This window comes from Clostridium bornimense (assembly GCF_018917145.1).
In the GTDB taxonomy this organism is placed as follows: Bacteria; Bacillota; Clostridia; order Clostridiales; family Clostridiaceae; genus Clostridium_AN; species Clostridium_AN bornimense_A.
Genome location: NZ_JAHLOD010000005.1, coordinates 1 through 12,555 on the forward strand (window position 1 = coordinate 1; position 12,555 = coordinate 12,555).

Consider the following 12,555-nt stretch of genomic DNA (forward strand, 5'->3'; position numbering starts at 1 on the left):
TTAGAAATAAATATGAGTAATTGAAAAATTATATTAATTAAATATTGATTATATGCTAGTAAATAAGTTATAATTGAATCCACAATAACGACAACCTTTCTAAGTTATTTTTGTTTGTTGGTAGATTCAATTTTAACATAGAAATCAGGGGGTCGTTGTTTTTTTATGCAAAAAAACTTCTAAAACCTTGATATATAAAGATTTTTAAAGAAAGAAGTGTAAATAAATTTTACACTATCTTAGAATATAAAGGGGGGATATTATGAAAAGAGCCATATTAAAGGATAATAAGGAATTAGTTATAAGAGAAGTTGTAAAAGAGGATTCAAAAGCTATAGTAGAGTATTGTAATAAAGTTGCAGGTGAGAGTGATTTTTTAAGTTTTGGAGAAAATGAGTTTGGTATTTCAATAGAAGAAGAGGAAAAGATAATTGAAAATATCATTAGTTGTGACAATGAAACTATAATAGTTGGAACTATAGATAATGTAATTGTAGCTGTAACCATGGTAAGATCCACCAAAAGAAAGAGAACACATCATGTATCAACAGTATCTATTAGCGTAATGAAAAAATATTGGAATTTAGGAATTGGACACTTCCTTATGAATGAAGTTATAGAGTGGGCTACTAATAATGGAGTAACAAAAAAACTTTCAGTTATTGTAAGAGATGACAATGAAAAAGCGATAGATTTGTATAAAAAATGTGGCTTTGTAATGGAAGGTATATTAATAAGAGATGTTTTGGTGAAGGAAAAATACTATAACTCAATTTTGATGGGAAAGTTAATATAAATACTAATAAGCTGTCACAATAACGATTAAGATTCACATGTGACAGCTTATTTTATCGATGTATTTATATACCATAAGTAGCTTGTACGAAAATCACTACTTTTATAATAAATATTTAAGAGTATTGCAATTTAATGTTTTGTGAAGTATAAAGAGTATAATATTCACCATGTTTATTCATTAATTCTTCGTGTGTACCAAATTCAATGATATCACCATTTGATATATACATTATTCTAGATGCTTCTTTTATAGTGGATAATCTATGAGCTATTATAAATGTTGTACGATTTTTCAAAAGTGGTTGCAGTCCTTTTTGCAGTAGGGTTTCAGTTTTAGTATCTATATTTGAAGTTGCTTCATCTAATATAAGTATTTTAGGATCTGCAATTAGTGTTCTTGCTAGAGAAATTAATTGCTTTTGACCTAGAGAAAGTTCTGAGCCGCCTTCTTTTATTACAGTATTATATCCATCTTTAAGGCCGAGAATGAAATCATGAATGTTCATAATTTTACAGATTTCTACTATATCATCATCGCTGGCTTCTAGGTTTCCGTATCTTATATTATCCATTACAGTACCAGAGAATATAGTAGTGTCTTGAAGCATAACCCCTAGTTGTTTTCTTAATGATGATATTTTAAAGTTTTTAATATTAACACCATCTAGCAAAACTTCACCAGATTGTACATCATAAAATCTACTTATTAAGTTTGTAATTGTTGTTTTTCCAGCACCAGTAGGACCTACAAGGGCTATGGTTTCATGCGGATTAACAAAAAAGTTCATATTCTTAATAAGTGGTGTATCTTCTTCGTAAGAAAAGTTAACATTTCTAAATTCTACACTACCTTTAGTGATATCAATATCTTTAGAGTTTTCTGTATCATAAATTAATGGTTTTTCATCAAAAACTTCAAAAATTCTTTCAATTTGTGACATGGCAATTACAAATGAGTTATAAAAGTTTCCTATATTCATAATTGGTGACCAGAAGCTCCAAAAGTAAGTTATAAAAGCAGAAAGAACTCCTAGCTTTATGGAACAATCAAAATATATAGCATCAACAATATATATAGTAGATACAATAAAAACAGAAATATTTTCTACTGATGGCCATACTAAAAAGTTCAATTTTGCAGATTTTAATGATATATCAACAACATCAGTGGATAGTTTATTAAATATGTTAATGTTTCTATTTTGAGTAACAAAAGCTTTTATTACTTTTAAGCCATTTACTTGTTCAGTTATAAAAGCAACGAAATTAGAGTCCTTAATGCTAAGTTTTTGAGTAAGAGGTCTTTGAAAGGTTTTTATTACTGTAAGTATTATAACAACAAGAGGAACACTAATTAATGCGATAAGTGTTAGTTTTAAATCTAGATAAAACATAAAACCGATAGAAATAACTAAAGTAACAATATTACATATAAGATCAATTAAACCATTAGTTAGTAGATTACTTAGAGAGTTTATATAGTTAACCACTCTAATAAGAATTTTACCATCTGGTCTTGAATCATAATAATTGGGTGATAGTGATTGTAAATGAGTAAATAAATCTTTCCTTAAATCAGTTAGTATTGTTTGTCCAAAATTCTCCATATATAATATTCTATACTTTATACATAAACGTAATACAATCATGGCAACTAAGAAAATTGCAGATAATATAAATAAGTATTTAATATCCTTATTTGGAATAGCTGTATCTATTGCTAACTTAGAAAGATATGGGCAGATTAATCCCATAAAACTACATATTAGCATAAGGAAAAGTGATATAAAAAGAGATTTTTTATAAGGAAGTATATATTTTAATAATTGCTTTAAATGACCTTTATGAAATTCTTTTGTTAGCACTTCATCTACATCGTATTTATTCTTAGACATTTTATACACCTACCTTTTCTGAAATATTATCCATTTGTTGTTTATAAGTATCATAATAATATCCGCCATTTTGTATTAGCTCATCGTGAGTACCTTGTTCAATAATTTTCCCTTGAGACAAAACTAAAATGATGTCAGAGTTTTGTACTGAAGAAATTCTATTAGAAATTACAAAGGTTGTTCTATTTTCATTTTTTCTAAGGGCTTTTTGTATTTTACTTTCTGTTACTACATCTATTGCAGAAGTAGTGTCGTCTAAAATTAGAATAGATGGTTTAGTCAAAAGAGTTCTAGCTAAAGATATACGTTGCTTTTGACCGCCGGAAAGTCCAACCCCTTTTTCCCCTATTATTGTTTCATATTTATCTGATAAGCTATCAATGAAGTTATGAATTTGTGATGTTTTAGCTACTTCTTCAATTTCTGAATCAGAAGCTGATGGATTTCCATAACATATATTAGTTTTTATTGTTTCAGAAAATAGAAAAGGATTTTGCATTGAAATTCCTATTGATTTATGAAACAATTTTAAATCAAAATCTTTTATATTTTTACCATCGATAAAAATATTCCCTTCGGAAGGATCGTAAAATCTACATATTAAATTGGCTAATGTAGTTTTACCACATCCTGTAGATCCTATTATTCCTATTTGTTCTCCTGCCTTTGCTTCAAAGGATATGTTTTTAAGTAAATATGTATCACCGAGTTTAAAAGAAACATTATCAAAAACTATTGATTCATTCATACCTGAGAATGGTATTGGATTTTCAATATTATTAATTTTACATTCATAATTAAATAATTCACTTATCTTTGAGTATGATGTTATAAATCTTTGAATGTTATTTAATGAAGAAGAAATAACACTTATAGGAGTATTAAGAGCCCATATAAGGCTACTGAAAACTGTAAGATCTCCTATTGTCATATAACCTCTAATGATAAATATTCCACCAACTAGAAGTAATATCAAACTAAGAAAGTTAGAGAACATTTCTATAAGAGATATATATTTTGCTATTATAGTTGCTACTTTTAAATTTTTAGTTTTATAGTCGTTATTTTCAATGTTGAACTTTTTAATTTCATAATCACCACGATTGAATGCACGAACAGTTTTATTTCCGCTAAGGTTTTCTTCTATAACAGAGTTTAATTTCGCATAACAATCACGTATTTCATAAAAAGGTGTAGCAAGACTTGTATTCATTCTAAAAGTCAAATACAAGATAAATGGACAAACTATAAACATCAATAATGTTAATGGTAAGTTTACTATTCCCATAGATATTATGGCGAAAACAAATAAAGATAAGTTTGATAATATTGTATAAATCATTGATGATATACATTCTTTTATTGTACCTACATCATTGGTCATTAGAGTCATAATCTCACCAGTATTGGTATTGTTATAGTAGTAAAAATCTAAATCAAGAAGCTTTTTATAAAGATCTGATTTTAAGTTTAAAGAAACAGTTTGAGAAATTTTTTCAAATCTCATTTGATAAAAATAATTTAATGCTCCTTTTATTACTACAACAAAAAACATAATAACTGGTATTGAAAGTAATAGTGATAAATTTTTATTACCTGCTAGTTCATCAACAAGTTTTCCAGAGAGAAATGGATTAATCATATTCGCTAGTGAAGTTATAATTACTACAAATAAAAGAAATATATATTCCTTCCTGAATGGTTTTAAGTAATTTCGTATTAATTTTGAATTTTTCATAAATGGTTCTCCTAGAAATTATATATATTTATATAATATACTAAAAAACTGACAAAATAAATATAATAAACATAAAAAAATACAAAAAAATATAGAATTAATATGTAAGAAGTGGTATTATATGTATTATAAAAAGGAGGGGAAAAAATGATTTTTAAGAAAAAACTTAAAGTAGACTTAAAAACTATCAATTTGTTGGTTACGCCATTTTGTAATCTAAAATGTAAAATGTGTGAATATACCGTTGGTACACAGAATGTAGATGCTATGACTACAGAAGAACTAAAAAGTGTAATCTCACAAGCGAGAGAACTCGGATTAGAACGATTAGAGTTGTCTGGTGGAGAACCTATGGTGATAAAGGATATTTATGACATAATTGGATATTCAAAGTCAATTGGTGTAAAAAGAATTGTTATGATGACTAACGGAGTATTAATAGGCGAAGATGAGGCTAAAAAATTAGTGGAGGCTGGACTAGATGATGTTGTATTTTCATTAGAAGGCAATGAAGAGTTAAATGATTATATTAGGGGAGAAGGAAGCTTTAAGAAAACAGTAAATGCAATAAAGCTTTTTCAAAAATATAATTCAGTTAATTGTATAAGAGTCAATATAACATTAAATAGATTAAATTACAGTACTACATTAGATTTTATAAAGTATCTAGTAGAAGAGCTTAATGTAAAATCTATCTCAATAAATCCATATAATGCTTATATGTTTGGACCAGAGAATAAGTACGTAAATGATCTAAAGATAAAAGATGAAGATATGGATAAAGTAAAAGATACAATAGAAGAAATTATTACTTATGTAAAGAGCAAGGATATAGATTTTAGTCATGAGAACTATTTAAGGAAGTTTATAGATTTCTTTAAAGGAGAAAAACTAATGCCGTTATACGGGTGTGATGTGCCTCAAAATAGCTGTGCTATAGATGTTGTAGGTGGAGTACATGCTTGTTGGGGTGATAAAGAGTTATCAGGAAATATAAGAGAAACATCGCTTAAAAAGATAGTGTCTTGCAAACATTATTTAGAATTTTGTAAAGATGCATTAAATAAAAAGTGTGAAGGATGTCTTAATACTTGTTACGATAGAATCTATAATTAATCGTCAGAGGAGGAAATTCCCATGAAGTTTACAGTAATTATGCCTACGTATAATAATGCAGAATTGTTAAGAAATACTTTAGAAGCTTTAAATTATCAAGAAGGCTATGATGAGAATGATTATGAAGTTGTTGTAGTGGATGATGGATCAAGCATCGACACATATAGTTATATAAAAGGAATAAATAAGAATTATAAGTTAAAGTATTATTATCTTGAAAGAAATGAAGATTCTTGCAGGGCAAGAACTAGAAATCATGGATGGAAAAATGCTGAAGGCGATATAATTGCTTATATAGATTCTGACATAATTGTTGGAAGAACATATCTAAAAGAATTAGAAAGATGCTTTAAAGAAGCATCAGATATATTGGTATTAGGAAATAGATTTATGCTAAATGAATCTATCAAATTTGATGATATAGCTACAGGAGAAATATATGAGAAATATAAATTTGATAAAGAGAATTTTCCTATGCTAGAAAGTAGATATTTTATGTATGAATCATCATCTTATAATGCCAATGCTTCAATGTGTCCTTGGTTACTTTGTTATTCTTGCAATCTTGCTGTTGAGAGAGAAACCTTAGAAGAAATTGGAGGCTTTGATGAGAATTTCAAGGAATGGGGCATTGAAGATATTGAATTTGGATACTCTGCATATAAAAAGAAAATTCAAATAGTAATAAATAATAAATTAGAGGTATATCATCAATATCATGGAATGAGAAATGATCTTATAATATCTGCTAAAAAGATACCAGGATATGAAAAAAATATAGATTATTTTATAAGTAAACATCCTAAAGCTTTAAATATGCATAAGAAAAGCGCCTATAGATTTTTAGAAGGTGATAGCAAAGCTTATAAGTTGCTAGAAAAACTTGAAGTTGCTAGTAATGTGGTAGAGTTTAGAAACAAAAAGGATTACCAACTTGTGAAGGATGCAATTCTTATTTTATCAAATATGCCAATGTCTAAAGTTATTGTACATGATTATGTAGAAGATACTAACTTAGATATATGGATTCAGCTTTTAGGATATACAGATGGAACAATTTTATATTATCCAATGTCTAGAAGACTAGATAAAGAAGATATGGAAGTATTTTTAGAAGAAGAAAAGACAAGAGAACGTGAATATGATAAGAAACTGATGGAGGGATTGGTATGATAGATATTAGTTATTTAGATTACTATTTACCAAACCATTATGAAAAAGCAGCAGATTTATTAGTAGCTATTAATGATGAAGAGATAAATAGCAAGTCTCTCATAGATTTTGGAGGACTAGATAATGTTGCTATCGAATATTACTTGTCAAATTTTGAAATGGTAGATTCACTAATAACAAAATATATAGAAAAAGGCAATGATATATCAGATGTTGATTATATTATCTGTAATGGTGCAGATAGAGTTTTTTGGGAATCAGGATCTATACCACATGAAATAGCAAGTAAATATAATATAAAAAATGTGTCTATTATTCCAGTAAATCAACAATGTTCTACAATGTCTTCTTCTATGGAATTAGCAGATGCACTAATAAGTAGTAATAAAGGTAAGAAAATTTTGATGTTTACCTTTAGTAGATCCTATGATGTTAAAAAGAGAATTGAGAATGTAACATTATTAGGCGATGGAGCAGCAATGATGATACTAGAGAAAAAGGGAAATATAAAAGTTATTGATGCTTGTTCAAGAAGTTTTAAAAGAAAAACTAATACATTAGATATGTCCAAGCTTACAGACTTGCAAAAAACTAATGCTTCTTTTTATATGAAGGAAACAATAAAAGAATTACTTGAAAGAGATAACATTGATTTTGATGAAATTAAATATATAATTCCTCAAAATTTAAATAAGATGTTATCAAAATTAGATGCTAAAAACTTAGGAATTGATTATAAAAACTTTTTTGTTAATAACATATCAAGATGTGGTCATATAGGGGATGTGGATACTGTTATGAACTTGAAGGATTTTTATGAGTCAAACCTTGTAAAGCAAGGAGAAAAATATTTGCTCGTAACATCGGGGGCAATAGGTACAAGCTTGACATATGTAGCTGTATTACTTGAAAATAATTAAAAATATTAAGGAGTTGTTTAAGATGGATAAAAAGATAATTGCAATATTAGCAGATATTAAGGAAGATGAAAAGTTAAAAGATACATTAACAGGAGAATCAAGCATTATAGATGATGTTGGATTAGATTCATTAGAAATGATAAATTTTCTTTTAATGATTGAAGAAGAGTTTGGAAAAGAAATAAATTTTGAAAGATTAGAGTATGCAAATTTAGCAAGTATAAATAAATTCGCAGCATTTTTAGAAACATTATAAAATCCTAACTGAAAGGTATTGTTTAGATATGAATCATGTTGTAGCAGCTGAATTTAATTCAGAGAAATATTGGGAAACAGAGGGATATACTAAGCTTCCAGCAATAAGTGATAGTACTTCTAATAACATAATTTTATGTATGGACGAGCTTATGTTCCCATTTTTGAATAAAGGTGATTTATTAGTAACTCGGTTTAAGTTTAATAATATTTTAAAAACTTATCTAAATAGCATAGGGTTTCAATTTAATTGTACTGAGGATATGCATATTGAGGGAAATGGGAACATTTTTGAGGAGATAAGTGAAAATAAGGACACAATAGATGAAATAAAAAAATATATAGATGAAGATACAGTTTTATCTAGTTATTCTATTATACCTAGTTACAATAAAGTAGCTGAATTACTAAATATAAAGTGTAAAGAAATTAATTGTGATGTTATAAAAAACATTAATTCTAAAGTATATTCATATCAATTAAACAAAAAGTTAAAGGCAAATTATGAAGGGGCTATTATAAGTAATTCTAATGAAATATTAGAACAATATAAGATTCTTAACAAAGGTAATGGTGTAGTTTTAAAAGAACCTTATGGAGTTTCTGGAAAGGGAAATTTATTTATCAATTCGGAAGCTATATTAAATAGAGTGGTAAGATTTATATCCAGTCAAGAAAAAAAAGGTCTAAAAACTAGTTTGATAATGGAACCATTTTTGGAAAAGGAAGAGGACTTTTCTTGCCAATTTAATATAAGGGAAGATGGAGAATTTTCCCTAGTTAGTGTACAAAAAATGCTTAATTTTAAGTTTAATTATGGTGGATCTTATAAAGCTGATGAAGATTTTATTAAATGGCTTGAAGATAAAGGTTATATTGATATGATGAAAAAAGTAGGAATAGCTCTATATAATGATGGATATTTTGGAGATGTTTGTGTAGATTCTATGATTCTTAAAAATGGAGAAATAGTCCCTATTATCGAGATTAATGGGAGAAAATCTATGGGCTTTATAAATAATGCTATGGATAAATATCTAGAGCAGTTTGGATTAAAGAGTCATTTATGTTTTTTTAATATTGGATATAAAGGGAAAATAACTTTTAATGAAATTTTTGAGTATTTAGATGAAGAAAAATTGTTATTTAATCCAGCAAGAGAATCAGGGGTTATTCCAATGTCTGCAAATACTGTGTTTATAAATAGAGATATAGATAAAGAGTTTGATGAAGAGAAGGTATATAAAGGACGGTTTTATCTATCAATAGCTACAAAAAGTATTAGTGAAGTAGCTAATATTGAAAATGAACTTAGAAATATTTTTAGAAGATTATTCATAAATGTATATAATTAACAAAAATATTAAGAGAAAGGATCTGTATTTATGAAGGTTGGAATATTATGCTCAGGAGTAGCATTAGGTGTATACATACCCGGTTTATTGGTTAATAGAGATCTTAAGAAAAGAGGAGTATCCTCTGAAGTGTTTGTTCTTGAAAATCTAATAGTAGAAAGTAAAAAGAATAAAATAAATAAGAACAAGGAAGCCTTCCATAAAAGTTTTAAGGTAGCAAAAATGGGGCAAAAAATAGCAGGAGATATAATGGATTCTGTAGGCGATTATGAATTAGAACAGTTGCTAAATAAATGGATAGAAGAAGATATACATGAATTTATTGTTGTTTCAGGATTTTGGCTTTCAGTTATAGAAAAGTATAGGGAAAGAGTTAAAAAAGTAGATGTGAAATGCCATTGTCTTCATATAGATAGTTGTATATCTCCATCATGGAAAAAAGTAAATATAAATCCAGAGTACTGTACTAGTGAATATCTTTTTAGCTATGATGAAAAGAAACTTGTTCAAGATATAGTAGTTAGTGATGAGACACCTGTACCTTTTAAGGAAAGAGAGGATAGACTTTTAATCCATGGTGGTGGATGGGGAATGGGTACATATCAAAGTAAGATACCTGAACTTATAGACCATGATATTTATTTAGGTATTGTTGCTTATAATGTATCTGAAATAGAGGAGAATAGTAACAATAAATATTATGCCCTTGATGAAAATTGGTCTCCTTGGATAAAAAATTCCAAGGGACTATATGAATTTCCACCATTTGCTGAAGTGAAATATAATGAAACACCAAAATTTAAATTTAAGGAAGAATACCCAGGACTTTATGATGTTACGAGAAATGTTAAAGCTGTAATAAGTAAGCCAGGAGGTTCAACTTTAGTAGATTCACTATCAGCAGCTACACCAATAATTACATTGGAACCATTTGGAGAACATGAACAAAAAAATGCAGATTTATGGATTGAACTTGGCTTTGCTATAAGTTATGAGGAATTTAAAAAGTCAGGTTTTAAAATGGATATTTTAGAAGAATTACACAATAATTTATGTAAAGCTAGGGGAAATAGAAACCTTTATGTAGATGAATTATGTAAGAAATTAAAGTAAAAGAGGTGATTAGATTATGCAACCAAAAACTAAAATTAAATTTGATGAAGAGAGTTTTAATAGATTAAAAAGAACAATAAGAAATATGTCTGTTACAGATAAAGAAAGACATATGGACAGTACGTATGCTACAGATGTGCCTGATGAAGTAGGAATACAACTAACATACAAGTGTAACCTTAGATGTAAGCATTGTTTTGAGTGGAGTGAAGATGGATTTTGTACAAAACTTGATAAAAAAGAACAACTAAGTGAAATAGATATAGATGTATTACAAAGGATTTTTGATGAAACAAAAGATAGAAAATCCAATATGTATATCTGGGGTGGAGAACCTTTTTGCTATAGTAATTGGGACAAGTTTGTAGAGATTTTATCAAAAGATAAAAGATGGACTGTATTATGTACTAATGGAACAATGCTTGATAAAAAGTTAGATTCTATATTAAAGATTTCTGATACTTTAGCATTATTAATAAGTCTTGATGGTTTTCAAGTTGAAAATGATAATGTAAGAGGAAAAGGTACATTTAATAAAGTTATAGAAAACATAAAGATGCTTGTAGATTTAAAAAAGAAAGGCATATATAAGGGAGAAGTTTCTGTAAACTGTGTTATTACCGATGAAATGGTGGATAAGTTATATGATTTTATGGAATACTTCGAAGAAATTGGTGTAAATACAGTATATTTCTGTTTCCCATGGTATATACCAAAGGAAACAGCAGAAAAAATGGATGTATATTTTAAAGAGAACTTTGCTTGGCTCAATACTTTAGATGAGAAAAGTACAGCTAGTTGGCATTCCTATACATATGGGTTAAATAGTGATCTTATCGACACACTAGAGAAGGAATTAGCAAAAATCGAAAGTAGAGTTTGGAAGATAAGGATAAGAATACAACCAGCTGTTGAACCTAATGAGATAAGACCATTTGCATTAGGAAAAGAGTTACCAGCTCAACATAGAACTACGTGTCTTGCTATGTCCAATAGAATGAATATAGAAGCTAATGGAAATGTAGTTATGTGCAAAATGTTCCCTGAATTTAGAGTTGGTAATATAAATGAAGGCACTGTAAAAGAAATATGGCACAATGATATCATAACAAAATGTAGAGAAAAGATAGGTTGTGGTCTTATGCCTATATGTTCAAAATGTATATTATTATATCTACATGGAAAGTAAGGTAGGAGTTTTAAGATGATTAATTTAGGAATAGTGGGATGTTCTAATTTAGTATATCTTTCAATGATTTGGCCATCAAGAAAAGTTAGTGATTTATGTATATATGGCATAGCCTCAAGGAAATATGAGAAAGCAAAGGAATACGGAAAGAAGTTCAAAATATCAAATGTATATGAAAATTATGATGCATTGTTTTCAGATGAAAATATCGATGCTGTTTATATATGTTTGCCTAATCATTTACATAGGGAATTTATTATAAAAGCAGCAGAACATAAAAAGCATATAATAGTGGAGAAACCAATTTGTACGAAATCATCTGATATTGATGAGATCATAGAAGTTTGTACAAAAAATAATGTGAAGCTTATGGAAGCTGTTATGATACGAAACCATCCTTGGGAAAAGTATATTAGCAATTTTATAAAAGAAGAGAAATTAGGAAAGCTTTTAGATATCGAAACTAATATAACGTTTATACCAAGTTATGATTTAAATAAGAATTATAGATCTCATTTAGAGTATGGTGGAGGATGTTTTTTTGATGTTGCAATATATTGGCTACAATTTTTAGATGAGATATTAGGTGTAGAGAATATTGTATCTTATGATGGAGAATCAGAATTTAATGGACCAAATGGAATAGATTCTACATTTATAGCTAATGTTAAATTCAAAAATGATGTCAATGCAAAAGTAATAGCTTCTTTTGAAAAAGAGTATCAAGCCAATCATATACTGACATTTGAAAATGGGAAAATGGTAGTTCCAAATATTTTTGCTTGTAATGTTGGAAAAAGAAAGTTTGTTATAGAGATTTCTTCACAAGAAACAGAAGAGAAAGTTGAATTTCAAGCAGAGAATTTTTATGAAAATCAATTAATTAATTTTGTTAAGATGTTGAAGAATGAGATAGAAATTATACCATATGAAACTGTTAAAAGAACAGTTTATATAAGTGAAAGAATTCATAAGAAGGCATATGATAAGGTGAATTAAGGGG

The 12,555-nt window shown here is 27.9% G+C and carries 11 protein-coding genes; 9 read left to right on the plus strand and 2 right to left on the minus strand.

The window, feature by feature from the left end:
- The first annotated feature begins 262 nt into the window (after positions 1 to 262).
- The gene (locus tag KQI30_RS02680) at positions 263 to 796 is read left to right on the plus strand and encodes a GNAT family N-acetyltransferase (RefSeq protein WP_216461620.1); all 534 of its coding nucleotides are present in this window, start codon (positions 263 to 265) and stop codon (positions 794 to 796) included.
- A 115-nt stretch (positions 797 to 911) separates the two neighbouring features.
- Here KQI30_RS02680 and KQI30_RS02685 read toward each other — a convergent pair whose 3' ends face one another.
- On the minus strand, positions 912 to 2,693 hold the full coding sequence (locus KQI30_RS02685) for an ABC transporter ATP-binding protein (protein WP_216461621.1): 1,782 nt from the start codon (positions 2,691 to 2,693) through the stop codon (positions 912 to 914).
- Position 2,694: 1 nt separating this feature from the next.
- The gene (locus KQI30_RS02690; RefSeq protein WP_216461622.1) at positions 2,695 to 4,431 is read right to left on the minus strand and encodes an ABC transporter ATP-binding protein; all 1,737 of its coding nucleotides are present in this window, start codon (positions 4,429 to 4,431) and stop codon (positions 2,695 to 2,697) included.
- Between the two features lie 147 nt (positions 4,432 to 4,578).
- Here KQI30_RS02690 and KQI30_RS02695 point away from each other — a divergent pair, with 147 nt between their 5' ends.
- From KQI30_RS02695 to KQI30_RS02730, 8 genes are read left to right on the plus strand one after another with little or no spacing between them, the layout of a single operon-like run.
- Positions 4,579 to 5,547 (plus strand): radical SAM protein, encoded by a 969-nt coding sequence (locus tag KQI30_RS02695; RefSeq protein ID WP_216461623.1) that lies wholly within the window; start codon positions 4,579 to 4,581, stop codon positions 5,545 to 5,547.
- Between the two features lie 21 nt (positions 5,548 to 5,568).
- Positions 5,569 to 6,720, plus strand: a complete 1,152-nt coding sequence (locus KQI30_RS02700; RefSeq protein WP_216461624.1) for a glycosyltransferase family 2 protein — start codon at positions 5,569 to 5,571, stop codon at positions 6,718 to 6,720.
- Positions 6,717 to 7,640, plus strand: a complete 924-nt coding sequence (locus KQI30_RS02705) for a 3-oxoacyl-[acyl-carrier-protein] synthase III C-terminal domain-containing protein (RefSeq protein ID WP_216461625.1) — start codon at positions 6,717 to 6,719, stop codon at positions 7,638 to 7,640. The genes KQI30_RS02700 and KQI30_RS02705 overlap by 4 nt, the downstream gene beginning before the upstream one ends.
- A 22-nt stretch (positions 7,641 to 7,662) precedes the next feature.
- Complete coding sequence (locus KQI30_RS02710; protein WP_216461626.1) at positions 7,663 to 7,896, plus strand: acyl carrier protein; 234 nt, start codon at positions 7,663 to 7,665, stop codon at positions 7,894 to 7,896.
- A 28-nt stretch (positions 7,897 to 7,924) separates the two neighbouring features.
- Positions 7,925 to 9,250, plus strand: coding sequence for a hypothetical protein (locus KQI30_RS02715; RefSeq protein WP_216461627.1), 1,326 nt, complete (start codon positions 7,925 to 7,927; stop codon positions 9,248 to 9,250).
- Positions 9,251 to 9,280: 30 nt separating this feature from the next.
- Positions 9,281 to 10,363, plus strand: a complete 1,083-nt coding sequence (locus tag KQI30_RS02720; RefSeq protein ID WP_216461628.1) for a UDP-glucuronosyltransferase — start codon at positions 9,281 to 9,283, stop codon at positions 10,361 to 10,363.
- A gap of 16 nt (positions 10,364 to 10,379) precedes the next feature.
- Positions 10,380 to 11,552 carry a radical SAM protein gene (locus KQI30_RS02725; RefSeq protein ID WP_216461629.1) on the plus strand — a complete coding sequence of 391 codons (1,173 nt, stop codon included), beginning with the start codon at positions 10,380 to 10,382 and terminating at the stop codon, positions 11,550 to 11,552.
- 15 nt (positions 11,553 to 11,567) lie between these two features.
- Entirely contained in the window at positions 11,568 to 12,551 is a 984-nt protein-coding gene (locus KQI30_RS02730; RefSeq protein ID WP_216461630.1) for a Gfo/Idh/MocA family protein, read from the plus strand.
- Positions 12,552 to 12,555 lie beyond the last annotated feature (4 nt).

What these genes read in the sequence shown, in the direction of transcription:
- KQI30_RS02695 (WP_216461623.1), top strand. Translation starts at nt 4,579, where the DNA reads ATGATTTTTAAGAAAAAACTTAAAGTAGACTTAAAAACTATCAATTTG.
- KQI30_RS02725 (WP_216461629.1), top strand. Translation starts at nt 10,380, where the DNA reads ATGCAACCAAAAACTAAAATTAAATTTGATGAAGAGAGTTTTAATAGA.
- KQI30_RS02700 (WP_216461624.1), top strand. Translation starts at nt 5,569, where the DNA reads ATGAAGTTTACAGTAATTATGCCTACGTATAATAATGCAGAATTGTTA.
- KQI30_RS02710 (WP_216461626.1), top strand. Translation starts at nt 7,663, where the DNA reads ATGGATAAAAAGATAATTGCAATATTAGCAGATATTAAGGAAGATGAA.
- KQI30_RS02715 (WP_216461627.1), top strand. Translation starts at nt 7,925, where the DNA reads ATGAATCATGTTGTAGCAGCTGAATTTAATTCAGAGAAATATTGGGAA.
- KQI30_RS02720 (WP_216461628.1), top strand. Translation starts at nt 9,281, where the DNA reads ATGAAGGTTGGAATATTATGCTCAGGAGTAGCATTAGGTGTATACATA.
- KQI30_RS02690 (WP_216461622.1), bottom strand. Translation starts at nt 4,431, where the DNA reads ATGAAAAATTCAAAATTAATACGAAATTACTTAAAACCATTCAGGAAG.
- KQI30_RS02685 (WP_216461621.1), bottom strand. Translation starts at nt 2,693, where the DNA reads ATGTCTAAGAATAAATACGATGTAGATGAAGTGCTAACAAAAGAATTT.
- KQI30_RS02730 (WP_216461630.1), top strand. Translation starts at nt 11,568, where the DNA reads ATGATTAATTTAGGAATAGTGGGATGTTCTAATTTAGTATATCTTTCA.
- KQI30_RS02680 (WP_216461620.1), top strand. Translation starts at nt 263, where the DNA reads ATGAAAAGAGCCATATTAAAGGATAATAAGGAATTAGTTATAAGAGAA.
- KQI30_RS02705 (WP_216461625.1), top strand. Translation starts at nt 6,717, where the DNA reads ATGATAGATATTAGTTATTTAGATTACTATTTACCAAACCATTATGAA.